The following is a 14,074-nucleotide window of genomic DNA, read 5'->3' as shown; positions in this document are numbered from 1 at the left end:
ATTCATGGATATCCGTAAAGTTAAGAAACTGATCGAATTGCTGGAAGAGTCCGGCATCGACGAGCTCGAGATCAAGGAAGGCGAAGAGTCCGTACGCATCAGCCGCCACAGCAAGACCCCGGCCCAGCAGTTCTATGCACCGGCACCGATGCAAGCGCCAGCCGCTGCACCTGCTCCGGCAGCTGCGCCAGTTGCCGCCGCGGCACCTGCCGCACCGGCCGCGCCGACGCTGAACGGCACTGTTGCTCGCTCGCCGATGGTGGGCACGTTCTATCGCAAGTCTTCCCCGAGCTCGCCGTCCTTCGTTGAAGTTGGCCAGACCGTGAAGAAAGGCGACACCCTGTGCATCGTCGAAGCCATGAAGATGATGAACCACATCGAAGCTGAAACCAGCGGTGTGATCGAGTCCATCCTCGTCGAAGACGGCCAGCCGGTTGAGTACGACCAACCGCTGTTCACCATCGTTTGAACCGCGGAGAGCCTTTGATGACTGCGAAGTTGGAAAAAGTTCTGATCGCTAACCGCGGTGAGATCGCCCTGCGGATTCTGCGTGCCTGCAAAGAGATGGGCATCAAGACCGTCGCCGTTTACTCCAAGGCCGACAAAGAACTGATGCACCTGGGCCTGGCGGATGAATCCGTCTGCATCGGTCCGGCGTCGGCTGCGCACTCCTACCTGCACATCCCGGCGATCATCGCCGCCGCCGAAGTGACCGGCGCTACCGCCATTCACCCTGGCTACGGTTTCCTCGCGGAAAACGCCGACTTCGCCGAACAGGTGGAAAACTCCGGTTTTGCCTTCATCGGCCCAAAAGCCGAAACCATTCGCCTGATGGGCGACAAGGTCTCGGCCAAGCACGCCATGATCGCTGCCGGCGTGCCAACCGTTCCGGGCTCCGACGGCCCGCTGCCTGAAGACGAAGAAACCGCTCTGCGCATCGGTCGCGAAGTCGGCTATCCGGTGATCATCAAGGCCGCTGGCGGCGGTGGTGGTCGCGGCATGCGTGTGGTGCACAAGGAAGAAGACCTGATTTCCTCGGCAAAACTGACCCGCTCCGAAGCAGGCGCGGCGTTCGGCAACCCGATGGTCTATCTGGAAAAATTCCTCACCAACCCACGTCACGTCGAGGTCCAGGTACTGTCCGACGGCCAAGGCCAGGCGATTCATCTCGGCGACCGCGATTGCTCGCTGCAGCGTCGTCACCAGAAGGTCCTCGAAGAAGCGCCGGCACCAGGCATCGACGAGCAGGCTCGCCAGGAAGTCCTGGCCCGCTGCGTCAAGGCCTGCATCGATATCGGTTACCGCGGCGCGGGTACTTTCGAGTTCCTGTATGAGAACGGTCGTTTCTACTTCATCGAAATGAACACCCGCGTTCAGGTGGAGCATCCGGTTTCGGAAATGGTCACCGGCATCGACATCGTCAAGGAGATGCTCAGCATCGCCGCTGGCAACAAGCTGTCGTTCACTCAGGATGACGTGGTCATCCGCGGTCACGCGCTGGAATGCCGGATCAATGCCGAAGACCCGAAAACCTTCATGCCAAGCCCTGGCACGGTCAAGCATTTCCATGCCCCGGGCGGCAACGGCGTTCGCGTCGATTCGCACCTGTACAGCGGTTATGCCGTTCCGCCGAACTACGACTCGTTGATCGGCAAACTGATCACTTACGGGGCAACCCGCGACGAAGCCATGGCGCGCATGCGCAATGCGCTGGACGAGATCGTGGTGGACGGGATCAAGACCAACATCCCGCTGCACCGCGACCTCACCCGCGACGAAGGCTTCTGCAAAGGGGGCGTGAACATTCACTACCTCGAGCACAAGCTGGCTGGCGAGAAGCACTAAGCTTCAACCCGCACCAGACAAAGCCGCCTTCGGGCGGCTTTGTCGTTTCTGCAGGTTTCGCAAACCCTCCCACAAAAGCTTTGCGCTCGCGTAAACTTGCGCGCTTCGCTGGCCGCTAGGCTGCAATCATCATTTTCCAAAGGTGCCCGCCATGCCTTGGCTGCAAGTACGTCTGGCCATCAGCCCGGAACAAGCCGAAACCTATGAAGACGCCTTTCTTGAAGTTGGCGCCGTTTCGGTCACCTTCATGGATGCCGAGGACCAGCCGATCTTCGAGCCGGAACTCAACACTACCCCGCTGTGGTCTCACACCCACCTGCTGGCCCTGTTCGAGGGTGGCACCGAAGCCACCAGCGTGCTTGCTCACCTGGAGCTGCTGACCGGCGGCCCGCTACCCGAGCACCACAGCGAAGTGATCGAGGACCAGGATTGGGAACGCAGCTGGATGGACAACTTCCAGCCGATGCGCTTCGGCCAGCGCTTGTGGATCGTGCCGAGCTGGCATGCCGCACCGGAGCCGGACGCGGTCAACCTGCTGCTGGACCCGGGCCTGGCGTTCGGCACCGGCACCCACCCGACTACCGCGCTGTGCCTGGAGTGGCTCGACGGCCAGGACCTGAAGGACTGCCACGTACTGGACTTCGGCTGCGGTTCGGGGATCCTGGCTATTGCCGCGCTGCTGCTGGGCGCCAAGGAAGCGGTCGGCACCGACATCGATGTCCAGGCCCTGGAAGCGTCCCGCGACAACGCCGGACGCAACAACATTGCCGAAGCACTTTTCCCGCTGTATCTGCCCCAAGACCTGCCCCAAGTACAGGCCGACGTACTGGTAGCCAACATCCTCGCCGGCCCGCTGGTGTCGCTGGCACCGCAGCTGTCCAGCCTGGTCAAGCCGGGCGGACGCCTGGCGCTGTCGGGCATCCTGGCGGAACAGGGCGAAGAAGTCGCCGCCGCCTACGCCGGGGATTTCGACCTGGACCCGATTGCCAATCGCGATGGCTGGGTGCGCATCACTGGACGTCGGCGCTAGAATGGCCGCCTGTATCGACCGGATTGCCGCATGACCGACAGCTTCGTCACCCAGTGCCCGCATTGCCACACCAGTTTTCGTGTCAGCCATGCTCAATTGAGCGTGGCACGCGGGGTGGTTCGCTGCGGCTCGTGCCTGCAGGTGTTCAACGCCGCGCGACAATTGCTCGAGCAGCGCACGGCCAAGACCGTTGCGCCCCCACTCGCGCCGCTCGCCGCACCAGCCGTCGATACACCGCCGCCCCGCGCCATCAGCCAGAAACAATGGAGCGCCGCCGAGCTCGACCTCGATGACCTGGACAAGGAGCTGGCGCGTCTGGAGCGCCTCGAAAAGCGCGCCCCGGACAGCTTTGGCCGGCGTCGCGAAGACAACCTGAGCGCCCAGCGCGAGCAGCTTCCGCAGGAGCAGGAAGCCTGGTCCGACAGCCTCTACAGCGAAGCCCCCGACGAGCGCGCCGAAGGCGCTCTGCAAATGCCGGTCGAGCCGTTCGAGCCTCATGAGCCCGCCCGGCCGCCACGGACCGAACCTTCCTTGTCCCTGGCCCTTGAGCCCCTGGAGCCGGACGACGAACCCGTCGCCCCGCTCAGCCTCACGCCGGACGACGAGCCGCACGAACACCTTGAGCGCCTGTCCGCCACCGACGACCTGGATGACGAGCCGGAGCCTGCGGCAACGCCGCGCAAGAAGCGCGAGCGCCATGAGCCGGGGATACGCGCCGAAGCCCTGCAGGACCTGGACGATGATCCATTGCAACTGGACTGGCGCAAACGCCGCTCGCCCTGGGGCCGTCGCCTGCTCTGGAGCCTGTTGATATTGCTCGGCGCGGCAGCGCTGGCCGGCCAGTACATCGCCTACCATTTCGAAGAACTGGCCCGCCAGGACCAGTACCGTCCGTGGTTCCTGCAAATCTGCCCGGTCATTGGCTGCGATGTCCCGTCCAAGGTCGACATCGCCAAGATCAAGAGCAGCAACCTGGTGGTGCGCAGCCATCCGGAATTCAGCGGCGCCCTGGTGGTGGATGCGATCATCTACAATCGCGCGCCCTTCTCCCAGCCGTTCCCGCTGCTGGAGCTGCGTTTTGCCGACCTCAACGGTCACCTGATCGCCAGCCGTCGCTTCAAGCCAGGCGAGTACCTGGGCGGCGATCTCGAAGGCCGGGGGGAAATGCCGCCGCAGACGCCGATCCATATCGCCTTGGATATCCTCGATCCGGGGCCGAAAGCGGTGAACTACAGCCTGAGCTTTCATTCACCCGAATGAAGCCGCCAGGGCCGATTGATTGACGGCAGCTTTCTGACTCGACCCACCCAGACCAAACCGCTGGCGATAACAGAATAGCTGTTCAGATTTTATCCAATTCGACCTTTATCCAGTCATCGAGAGCGGGTATCATGCCAACCCTTTTTCGAAGTCTCATGATCCGGCCCCACTTCAGGGAAGTCCTATGTCGGCGGTACGCATCGGCCCATATACATTGCAGAACGGTCTGGTCCTCGCCCCGATGGCGGGCGTTACCGATCAGCCCTTTCGTCAGTTGTGCAAACGATTGGGCGCCGGTCTCGTGGTCTCGGAAATGGTCACCAGCGACATGAGTCTGTGGAACACCCGCAAATCGCGTCTGCGCATGATCCACGAAGGCGATCCCGAGCCCCGCTCGGTACAGATCGCCGGTGGCGACGCACAGATGCTGGCGGAGGCGGCCCGGGCGAATGTCGAGCTGGGGGCGCAGATCATTGACATCAACATGGGCTGCCCGGCGAAGAAGGTCTGTAACAAGGCCGCAGGCTCGGCGCTGTTGAAGGATGAAGCACTGGTCACCGAGATCCTGCAGGCAGTTGTCGCCGCAGTCGATGTGCCGGTGACCCTGAAGATCCGCACCGGCTGGGACCGGGACAACAAGAACGGCCTGACGGTGGCGAAGATCGCCGAACAGGCAGGTATCACGGCGCTGGCGGTGCATGGCCGCACCCGTGCCGACCTGTACACCGGCGAAGCCGAGTACGACACCATTGCCGCGATCAAGCAGGCGGTGTCCATTCCGGTGTTTGCCAACGGCGATGTCGATTCGCCCGAAAAGGCCCGGTACGTGCTGGACGCGACCGGTGCCGACGGCCTGTTGATCGGCCGGGCCGCCCAGGGGCGGCCATGGATTTTTCGTGAGATCGAACATTTCCTGCGCACCGGCGAAAAGCTCGCTGCGCCGCAATTGTCCGAGGTGGAACGTATTCTGCTAGAGCATCTGGCCGCGCTGCACGCCTTCTATGGCGAAGTCATGGGCGTACGCATCGCTCGCAAGCATGTGGGCTGGTATCTCGCAACCCTGCCGGGCGCCAGGGAGTTTCGCGCCCGTTTCAATCGTTTGGATGGTACGCAAGCACAATGCGCCGACGTTCAGGCGTTTTTCGCCGAACGTTACAAGAGCCTGACAGGGGACGAAGGGGTGGCCGCATGACGATGATGACCGAGACTTTAGTGAGTGGAATAACACCCGTGAGCGACAACGTGAATTTGAAACAGCACCTCAACACGCCCAGCGAAGAAGGCCAGACCCTTCGCGGGAGCGTCGAGAAGGCGCTGCACAATTATTTCGCCCACCTTGAGGGCGCTGCCGTCACGGATGTGTACAACCTGGTGCTTTCCGAAGTCGAGGCACCGCTGCTCGAGAGCGTGATGAACTACGTCAAGGGCAACCAGACCAAGGCCAGTGAGCTGCTGGGCCTGAACCGCGGCACCCTGCGCAAGAAACTCAAGCAGTACGATCTGCTGTAAGCATTCAATCAAACCAGAAAGGCGCCCGCGTAAAAAACGGTCGCCTTTTTTGCTGACTTCCCTTGCTTTTGATGGAAATTGAAATGACCGACCAGACCATCCGCCTGCCGATCCGCCGCGCCTTGATCAGCGTCTCCGACAAGACCGGGATCCTTGAATTCGCCCGCGAGCTGCAACAGCTGGGCGTCGAGATTCTCTCGACCGGCGGGACCTTCAAGTTGCTGCAGGACAACGGCGTCGCCGCGGTGGAAGTTGCGGACTACACCGGCTTCGCGGAAATGATGGACGGTCGGGTCAAGACCTTGCACCCGAAGATCCACGGAGGGATCCTCGGTCGTCGCGGCATCGATGACGCCATCATGAACGAACACGGCATCAAGCCGATCGATCTGGTGGCGGTCAACCTTTACCCGTTCGAAGCAACCATCAACAAGCCCGGCTGCGACCTGCCGACCGCCATCGAGAACATCGACATCGGTGGCCCGACCATGGTCCGCTCGGCGGCCAAGAACCATAAGGACGTGGCCATTGTCGTCAATGCCAGCGACTACGCCGGCGTCCTGGAAAACCTCAAGGCCGGTGGTTTGACGTACGCCCAGCGCTTCGATCTGATGCTCAAGGCCTTCGAACACACCGCCGCCTACGATGGCATGATCGCCAACTACATGGGCACCGTGAACCAGGCGGCCGAGACCCTGAGCACCGAAGGCCGCAGCGAATTCCCGCGCACCTTCAACACCCAGTTCGTCAAGGCCCAGGAAATGCGCTACGGCGAGAACCCGCACCAGAGCGCGGCGTTCTACGTGGAAGCCAAGCCAGCCGAAGTCGGCATCGCCACCGCGACCCAATTGCAGGGCAAGGAACTGTCGTTCAACAACGTGGCCGACACCGACGCCGCGCTGGAATGCGTGAAAAGCTTCGTCAAGCCAGCCTGCGTGATCGTCAAGCACGCCAACCCATGCGGCGTCGCGGTAAGCCCGGACGCCGAGGGCGGCATCCGCCAGGCCTACGAACTGGCCTACGCCACCGATACCGAGTCGGCCTTCGGCGGCATCATCGCCTTCAACCGCGAGCTGGACGCCGAGACCGCCAAGGCCATCGTCGAGCGCCAGTTCGTCGAAGTGATCATTGCCCCTTCCGTCAGCGAAGAAGCCCGCGCCATTGTTGCCGCCAAGGCCAACGTTCGCCTGCTGGCCTGTGGTCAGTGGTCGGCCGACCGCGCGCCGGCCTGGGACTACAAGCGCGTCAATGGCGGCCTGCTGGTCCAGAGCCGCGATATCGGCATGATCGGCAGCGAGGACCTCAAGGTCGTGACCCAGCGCGCGCCGAGCGAGCAGGAAATCAACGACCTTATCTTCGCCTGGAAAGTCGCCAAGTACGTCAAGTCCAACGCCATCGTCTACGCCAAGAACCGCCAGACCATCGGTGTCGGCGCCGGCCAGATGAGCCGCGTCAACTCGGCCCGCATCGCTGCGATCAAGGCTGAGCACGCCGGTTTGCAGGTTCAGGGCGCCGTCATGGCCTCCGATGCGTTCTTCCCGTTTCGCGATGGCATCGACAACGCGGCCAAGGTCGGCATCACGGCGGTGATCCAGCCGGGTGGTTCGATGCGTGACGCTGAAGTGATTGCCGCGGCTGATGAAGCCGGGATCGCGATGGTCTTCACGGGCATGCGCCACTTCCGTCACTAACAAGACAACGGCCGCACTGAAGCCGATATCTGCTGCGTTGGAGCCGACCTCGATGATGCTCATTGCCAAAAGGCAACTCCGCTCATCGAAGTCGACTCCGCCTTGCATCTACCGACTTCATTGCGACCTCCTACGGCGCAAAATGCCTTAGGTTCCGAACAGAATCAGCGTCATCCGAGGTTTTTGAAATGAATGTTTTGATCATTGGCAGCGGTGGCCGTGAACACGCCCTGGCCTGGAAAGTGGCTCAGGATCCGCGCGTGCAGAAGGTCTTTGTCGCACCGGGCAATGCCGGCACCGCCATCGAAGCCAAGTGCGAAAACGTTGCCATCGACGTGCTGGCCCTGGAGCAACTGGCCGACTTCGCCGAGAAGAACGTCTCGCTGACTATCGTCGGCCCGGAAGTGCCGCTGGTCGCTGGCGTGGTCGACCAGTTCCGCTCTCGCGGCCTGGACTGCTTCGGCCCGACCGCCGGGGCCGCGCAGCTGGAAGGTTCGAAAGCGTTTACCAAGGATTTCCTGGCGCGTCACAAGATCCCCACCGCCGACTACCAGAACTTCACCGAAATCGAACCGGCACTGGCTTACCTGCGCGAAAAAGGCGCACCGATCGTGATCAAGGCCGACGGCCTGGCCGCCGGCAAAGGCGTGATCGTTGCCATGACCCTGGCCGAAGCCGAAGATGCCGTGCGTGACATGCTCGCCGGCAACGCCTTTGGTGACGCCGGATCGCGGGTTGTCATCGAAGAATTCCTCGATGGCGAGGAAGCCAGTTTCATCGTCATGGTCGACGGCAAGAATGTCTTGCCGATGGCCACCAGCCAGGACCACAAACGTGTCGGCGACGGCGACAGCGGCCCGAACACCGGCGGCATGGGCGCCTACTCCCCCGCCCCGGTAGTCACCGCCGAGGTACACCAGCGCGTGATGGACCAGGTGATCTGGCCGACCGTGCGCGGCATGGCCAAGGAAGGCAACGTCTACACCGGTTTCCTTTACGCTGGCCTGATGATCGACAAGGCAGGCAACCCGAAAGTCATCGAATTCAACTGCCGTTTCGGCGATCCTGAGACCCAGCCGGTGATGCTGCGCCTGCAATCGAGCCTGGTGCTGCTGGTCGAAGCGGCCCTGGCCCAGGCGCTGGACAAGGTTGAAGCCCAATGGGATCCGCGTCCAAGCGTTGGCGTGGTGTTGGCGGCGGGTGGATATCCAGGCGACTATGCCAAGGGCAGCGCCATCAAAGGCCTGGACGCCGCCGCGCAATTGGAAGGCAAGGTGTTCCACGCTGGCACGGCACTGAAGGATGGACAGGTGGTCACCGCCGGTGGTCGCGTGCTTTGCGCCACGGCCATGGGCGCCAGTGTCGATGCGGCCCAGCAGCAGGCCTACCGGCTTGCCGCGCAGATTGATTGGGAAGGTTGCTTCTACCGCAACGACATTGGCTACCGAGCCATTGCCCGTGAGAGTGGCGAAAACCAGGAATAACCCGGCCGTTCAGCCAGGCAGAGGGCCATGGCCCTTGCCTGGCTGCCGGGGCGCCGCGCATAGTTATAATCTGGCATCAACCTATGAAGGGATTTCGCCGTGCGCTGGCTCAGGATTGCCATAGGCTTCACCGTTACCCTGCTGACATTGCTCTGCATGTTCCCGGCCCAGGCCGCGCCAGGCAGTGGTTGGGCGATATTGCTCGACGAACAGGGTAACCTGAAGCTCAGCGACATCCGCTCTGCCCGCTACACCAATCAATTCAGCCCGATAGACCTGGACCACCTCAAGGCGGCCGAACCCGGCGGAGCGTTATGGCTGCGTTTCCGGCTGGCGCCTGACCGGCATGAACAGATTCTGCGCATCTTTGCCCCAGACCTGTCGCGCCTGAATCTTTATGTGCTGGACGGCGATACGCTGATTGATCAACAGATCAGTGGCAATGCCTCGCCAGATACCGGACAGTCCGCTCCCAGCAGTGATCTCATGCTGGCACTGCCGCGCAGCGACAAGCCCCTCGACGTCTACCTGCGATTGGCCTCCCGGTACGAACTGCGCCCCTACGTCACGCTGCAACCGGCCATCATGGCGGCGGCCAACCAGAACCAGACGCTGATCTACGGCCTGCTGTTCGGCTGCATCGCCATGTTGATCCTGCACAACCTCACCCGTTACGCCTATACCCGCTCGCGCAGTTGCCTGTGGCTGGCAGCCTGTGAAGGGTTGCTGATGCTCAGCCTGATCCTGTTGCTGAACCTGGCCGGGGCCTGGCTGCCTGACTGGCCGGCGATCCAGACGCCGGGAGCGTACCTGGCGCTGTTGCTGACTGCGCCCTGCGGCTTGATGTTCGCTTTTCGTTTCTTCGCGCCGCTGGGCGAGCATCCGCTGAACCGGCTGCTGGTGGGGGAAATCGTCTTCATCGTGCTATGCAGCCTGCTGCTGTTGTTCGTCAACACGCTGCCGCTCAACATCATCACCTATGCACTGGTGGCGCTGGCCGGGCTGAGCATGTTGTTCGTCAGCGCCTGGCACTGGCAGAAAGGCTACCGCCCGGCACGCCTGTTCGTCGCCGCCATGGTGGTGTTCAACCTCGGCACGCTGATCATCCTCCCGGCCTTGCAAGGGCTGACGGAAGTCGCACCGCAAGGCCTGATCGTCACGCTGCTGGTCTTCATCTGCATCAGCGGCCTGTTGATGAGCGTCGCGCTGGGCGAACGCCAGCGGTCGATCAACGAGAGCCGCTTCAGCATCAGCCGCGACCTGGCGGCAAGCAACGCCGAAATCAACGCCAAGGCCGAGTTCCTGGCCAAGATCAGTCATGAAATCCGCACCCCCATGAACGGCGTGCTGGGCATGACCGAGTTGCTGCTGGGCACGCCATTGTCGGTCAAGCAGCGTGACTACGTGCAGACGATCCACAGCGCCGGCAACGAACTGCTCACACTGATCAACGAAATTCTCGATATATCCCGTCTCGAATCGGGCCAGATCGAGCTGGACGATGTGCAATTCGACCTGAATGCGCTGATCGAGGATTGCTTGAGTATCTTCCGCGCCAAGGCTGAACAGCAGAATGTCGAGCTGATCAGTTTTATCCAGCCCCAGGTGCCGCGCGTCATCAGTGGTGATCCGACGCGGCTGCGCCAGGCCCTGCTGAGCCTGCTGGAAAATGCCTTGAAGAAAACCGACGAGGGCGAAGTGCTGATCGTCGTCGCCCTTGATGAACGCAGCAACCAGCCACGCCTGCGTATCGCGGTGCAGGACAGCGGTTCGCCCATGGACGCCGAGGAGCGCGACACGCTGATGCACGCCGAGCTGCACAGCAAGAATTTTCTCTCCGCCACGCGGCTGGGGGGCAACCTGGGCCTGGTCATCGCCCGCCAGTTGATCATGCTGATGCATGGCGAGTTCGGCATCAAGAGTGGAAGCAGCCAGGGCAGCACCTTGTGGCTGACCTTGCCACTGGACCCTGACCGCCTCGAACACCCGACTTCCGATCTCGACAGCCCGCTGCAAGGGGCGCGGGTATTGGTCGTCGACGACAACGACACCTGCCGCAAGGTGTTGGTCCAGCAATGCAGCGCCTGGGGCCTGAACGTCAGCGCGGTGCCATCGGGCAAGGAAGCCCTGGCGCTGCTGCGCACCAAGGCGCACCTGCGTGATTATTTCGACGTGGTGCTGCTGGACCAGAACATGCCCGGCATGACCGGCATGCAATTGGCGGCCAAGATCAAGGAAGACCCGAGCCTGAACCACGACATCCTGTTGATCATGCTCACCGGCATCAGCAACGCGCCGAGCAAGATCGTGGCGCGCAACAGCGGCGTCAAGCGCATCCTCGCCAAACCGGTGGCCGGTTATACGCTCAAGACCACCCTGGCGGACGAGCTCAACCAGCGCAATAAAGGCCAGGCCCCGATTGCCCCGGTGAATGCCGGCCCTCTCCTGCCGGTGAAAGTGCCCAGCGACTTTCGCATCCTGGTAGCCGAAGACAACAGCATTTCCACCAAAGTCATCCGCGGCATGCTCGGCAAGCTCAACCTGCAACCCGACACCGCCAGCAACGGCGAAGAAGCCCTCAAGGCCATGAAGGAGCAGCGCTACGACCTGGTCCTGATGGATTGCGAAATGCCGATACTCGACGGCTTCTCCGCCACCCAGCAATTACGCGCCTGGGAAGTCGGCAACCAACGGACGCGCACCCCGGTGGTCGCGCTGACGGCGCACATCCTGGCCGAACACAAGGAGCGTGCGCGCCAGGCCGGGATGGACGGACATATGGCCAAGCCGGTGGAGCTGTCGCAGTTGCGCGAGCTGATCGAGCATTGGGTGGCCCAGCGCGACCAACAGAACCGTACGGCGCAGACGTCCTGAGCCGACAGGCACCAAAACCCCTGATAGACTCCCGTCGTCCTCCTCCGCCTTGAGCCTCTACCATGCTCCATGTGCTGTTCAGCGTTTACCTGAAAATGCTGGTGCTTTATAGCCCGTTCTTCGTGCTGTCGTGTTTTATCAGCCTGACCCGCGGCTATTCGCGTAAGGAGCAACGTCGGCTGGCCTGGAAGGTCGCGACCGCGACGCTGGTATCCAGCGTATTGCTCTATCTGTTCGGGCGGGTCATCTTCAGCGTGTTTGGCATCACCGTGGATGCATTCCGTATCGGCGCCGGCAGCGTGCTGTTCATTTCGGCGCTGGGCATGGCCCAGGGCAAATCGGCGGTACAGACCGACAATGTCCAGCAGGACGTGACTATCGTCCCGCTGACCATTCCGTTGACTGTCGGCCCCGGCACCATCGGTGCCCTGCTGGTGATGGGCGTAAGCCAGCCGCACTGGGACGACAAGCTCATGGCGATCATCAGCATCGCCCTGGCCAGCTTCACCGTTGGCGTCGTGCTTTACCTGTCCAGCCGCATCGAACGGATCCTCGGCGACCAAGGCCTGCAGATCGTCAGCCGCCTGATGGGGCTGTTTGTCTGCGCGCTGGCGGCGCAGATCATTTTTACTGGAGTAAAAGGGTATCTGGCCCCGTAGCCATTTACCCGCGCTTGCGACGGCTGAACCTTTTGCTCAATGCTTCTTTGCGATACTCACCCAAGTATTTCTCGATTTCCTGCCTGAACGTTTCATAACGGGCCGGGTTGAAGGTCACGAACGATTTACCACGGAAAAATTCCCGCGCCGAGGCCCGCCAGTTTACGAATAGAACACCGCCTTCATTCGAAGAGCCGGAGTGTTTTATCGACGCGGCAGAAGCAATCAGGAGACCGTTGGAAAGCTGCTCACAAGGGATGACTGACAAGCGCGCGCCATCAAAAGTCTTCGCCTGGCTGTGGAAGAGGTTGATGGTCTTGTCGTCCTGCTTCAAACCATCGATCGTGGTATCCACCACGGCCCCAAGCACCGTCGCTGCCGGGAAACCGGCCTTCACTCCATCAATGATTCCTTTGACGATATCCTTGATCACCAGGTCCAGGTCTACCCGCACGGAACTTTCGGAATAACGGGTATAGCCACTGTCGGGCACGAAACACCCTAGAGACTCCAGGCACTGTATGAACTCCTCATACCACTCACGCGTATTCCTGCCATCGGGGAAGCTGGCGTTTGCTTCGAGGATCGCCATGCTCATCAGGTTTTCCATGATTGTCATATTTTCGAGGGTCATGTTATTGCCATAACCCACCAGCGCGTCGCCCAGCATCAGCGCATCGAGTTCCTTGGTCGGGTTGACCTGCGACTGCACAACGGATCTGCGTACACGCCGCCCGGCCGGAACCGATGACTTGCGCCTGTCGATACGCGCATTAATAAACTCGATAGTTTCTGCGACGCTGATTTTACTTTCAGACAGTTCCATACAATCTTCCTTGGTTATTTGAGTGACCGCTCCTGCGGACAGTGTCGAATCTAGTGACTTTTCAAACCAACAACAAACGCCAAACAATTACAACATGTTCGGGGCGCCTACCAGCCCCCCCCTGAAAACATCCGGTTTCCAAACAACAAGCCCCGCCACTTGAAGTTCACACGCGTTGTTGTATTTATGAATACATCACTCAACTTTACGGATAAAAAGGAATGACCAATAAAACACTCACCGGCCTCATAACGGGCCCCAGCCTTTTTTCATACATCGAGACACTCTCCCTGTCAGAGCATGACGATATTGCCGATTGCAATAACTTCGCCATCCTCATTGCTGACGAAAAACACAACCGTTATTACGATCCGGAGCGTTGGCTTGAACAGTATGTCGGTGTGTTGAAGGCTCTCGGCTGGTCAATCTATCAGGACGCAATATTTACTAGAACACAACATATCCTCACAGGCTCTGTGGCGGACTTTCTGGTCGAGAGCGCAAACGGGATGAGCGATAGCCGGCAAGGCAATGCCATGATCGACACGCTCGACAGCTTGAAAACCAACAGCCCGGCGCTGTTGTCCTTTGACCGGGAAAGCGGTTCAGGGGACAGCTTCCAAGTAGTTCCAGCCCGCTACGACGCGCGAGGCCTTCTCAATATCGCCGTTTTCAAACTTGAGCTGAACGCCTACATGAAGAGAACCAACTTCCTGTTCTGGACTTGGGAAAAACGCTCAGCCAGGATAGTCCAGCGAAAAGCCTACCTGAGGTTGAACAAGACGATACTCGACGGGCAGCGAGTATTGATAAACAGGCGATTGGAAAAAAAACGCATGGAGCGATTCGACCTCAGCCAGAACCGCCCCATGGACAATTAAATCACCTGACACCCT

Annotated in this window: 12 protein-coding genes; 11 read left to right on the top strand and 1 reads right to left on the bottom strand. The window is 60.9% G+C overall.

The features are described from left to right. Positions 1 to 4 precede the first annotated feature (4 nt). The 10 genes from accB to J3P86_RS02950 all read left to right on the top strand — a co-directional run bounded on the left by accB (position 5) and on the right by J3P86_RS02950 (position 12,352). Entirely contained in the window at positions 5 to 469 is a 465-nt protein-coding gene (gene accB / locus J3P86_RS02995) for an acetyl-CoA carboxylase biotin carboxyl carrier protein (protein ID WP_053118072.1), read from the top strand. A gap of 17 nt (positions 470 to 486) precedes the next feature. Beyond that, complete coding sequence (gene accC, locus J3P86_RS02990; RefSeq protein ID WP_007971365.1) at positions 487 to 1,845, top strand: acetyl-CoA carboxylase biotin carboxylase subunit; 1,359 nt, start codon at positions 487 to 489, stop codon at positions 1,843 to 1,845. 151 nt (positions 1,846 to 1,996) lie between these two features. Then, positions 1,997 to 2,875: a 50S ribosomal protein L11 methyltransferase gene (gene prmA, locus J3P86_RS02985; RefSeq protein WP_305497077.1), complete on the top strand. Its 879-nt coding sequence runs from the start codon at positions 1,997 to 1,999 to the stop codon at positions 2,873 to 2,875. Between the two features lie 30 nt (positions 2,876 to 2,905). Then, entirely contained in the window at positions 2,906 to 4,135 is a 1,230-nt protein-coding gene (locus tag J3P86_RS02980; RefSeq protein WP_434695982.1) for a DUF3426 domain-containing protein, read from the top strand. Between the two features lie 184 nt (positions 4,136 to 4,319). After that, positions 4,320 to 5,327 (top strand): tRNA dihydrouridine synthase DusB, encoded by a 1,008-nt coding sequence (dusB, locus tag J3P86_RS02975; protein ID WP_434569938.1) that lies wholly within the window; start codon positions 4,320 to 4,322, stop codon positions 5,325 to 5,327. After that, positions 5,324 to 5,644: a DNA-binding transcriptional regulator Fis gene (fis, locus tag J3P86_RS02970; protein WP_025211617.1), complete on the top strand. Its 321-nt coding sequence runs from the start codon at positions 5,324 to 5,326 to the stop codon at positions 5,642 to 5,644. The genes dusB and fis overlap by 4 nt, the downstream gene beginning before the upstream one ends. An 83-nt stretch (positions 5,645 to 5,727) precedes the next feature. Beyond that, positions 5,728 to 7,335: a bifunctional phosphoribosylaminoimidazolecarboxamide formyltransferase/IMP cyclohydrolase gene (gene purH / locus J3P86_RS02965; RefSeq protein ID WP_434699386.1), complete on the top strand. Its 1,608-nt coding sequence runs from the start codon at positions 5,728 to 5,730 to the stop codon at positions 7,333 to 7,335. Positions 7,336 to 7,523: 188 nt separating this feature from the next. Beyond that, positions 7,524 to 8,819 (top strand): phosphoribosylamine--glycine ligase, encoded by a 1,296-nt coding sequence (gene purD, locus J3P86_RS02960; RefSeq protein WP_434699385.1) that lies wholly within the window; start codon positions 7,524 to 7,526, stop codon positions 8,817 to 8,819. A 99-nt stretch (positions 8,820 to 8,918) separates the two neighbouring features. Next, positions 8,919 to 11,693 carry a response regulator gene (locus J3P86_RS02955; protein ID WP_434699384.1) on the top strand — a complete coding sequence of 925 codons (2,775 nt, stop codon included), beginning with the start codon at positions 8,919 to 8,921 and terminating at the stop codon, positions 11,691 to 11,693. A gap of 62 nt (positions 11,694 to 11,755) precedes the next feature. Then, positions 11,756 to 12,352 carry a MarC family protein gene (locus J3P86_RS02950; protein ID WP_039593516.1) on the top strand — a complete coding sequence of 199 codons (597 nt, stop codon included), beginning with the start codon at positions 11,756 to 11,758 and terminating at the stop codon, positions 12,350 to 12,352. 4 nt (positions 12,353 to 12,356) lie between these two features. Here J3P86_RS02950 and J3P86_RS02945 read toward each other — a convergent pair whose 3' ends face one another. Next, positions 12,357 to 13,178 (bottom strand): hypothetical protein, encoded by an 822-nt coding sequence (locus J3P86_RS02945; protein WP_434626314.1) that lies wholly within the window; start codon positions 13,176 to 13,178, stop codon positions 12,357 to 12,359. Between the two features lie 221 nt (positions 13,179 to 13,399). Between J3P86_RS02945 and J3P86_RS02940 the strand changes: the two genes are divergently transcribed. Then, positions 13,400 to 14,059, top strand: coding sequence for a hypothetical protein (locus J3P86_RS02940; RefSeq protein ID WP_434699383.1), 660 nt, complete (start codon positions 13,400 to 13,402; stop codon positions 14,057 to 14,059). Positions 14,060 to 14,074 lie beyond the last annotated feature (15 nt).

This window comes from Pseudomonas sp. D1-1, assembly GCF_051132225.1.
Lineage (GTDB): Bacteria > Pseudomonadota > Gammaproteobacteria > Pseudomonadales > Pseudomonadaceae > Aquipseudomonas.
Note: the sequence above shows the minus strand (reverse complement) of the source record. Positions and strands in the feature narration are given on the sequence as shown.

Bases quoted from the DNA above. Each gene is read 5' to 3' on its own strand.
- accB (WP_053118072.1), top strand. From the start codon at position 5: ATGGATATCCGTAAAGTTAAGAAACTGATCGAATTGCTGGAAGAGTCC.
- accC (WP_007971365.1), top strand. From the start codon at position 487: ATGACTGCGAAGTTGGAAAAAGTTCTGATCGCTAACCGCGGTGAGATC.
- prmA (WP_305497077.1), top strand. From the start codon at position 1,997: ATGCCTTGGCTGCAAGTACGTCTGGCCATCAGCCCGGAACAAGCCGAA.
- J3P86_RS02980 (WP_434695982.1), top strand. From the start codon at position 2,906: ATGACCGACAGCTTCGTCACCCAGTGCCCGCATTGCCACACCAGTTTT.
- dusB (WP_434569938.1), top strand. From the start codon at position 4,320: ATGTCGGCGGTACGCATCGGCCCATATACATTGCAGAACGGTCTGGTC.
- fis (WP_025211617.1), top strand. From the start codon at position 5,324: ATGACGATGATGACCGAGACTTTAGTGAGTGGAATAACACCCGTGAGC.
- purH (WP_434699386.1), top strand. From the start codon at position 5,728: ATGACCGACCAGACCATCCGCCTGCCGATCCGCCGCGCCTTGATCAGC.
- purD (WP_434699385.1), top strand. From the start codon at position 7,524: ATGAATGTTTTGATCATTGGCAGCGGTGGCCGTGAACACGCCCTGGCC.
- J3P86_RS02950 (WP_039593516.1), top strand. From the start codon at position 11,756: ATGCTCCATGTGCTGTTCAGCGTTTACCTGAAAATGCTGGTGCTTTAT.
- J3P86_RS02945 (WP_434626314.1), bottom strand. From the start codon at position 13,178: ATGGAACTGTCTGAAAGTAAAATCAGCGTCGCAGAAACTATCGAGTTT.
- J3P86_RS02940 (WP_434699383.1), top strand. From the start codon at position 13,400: ATGACCAATAAAACACTCACCGGCCTCATAACGGGCCCCAGCCTTTTT.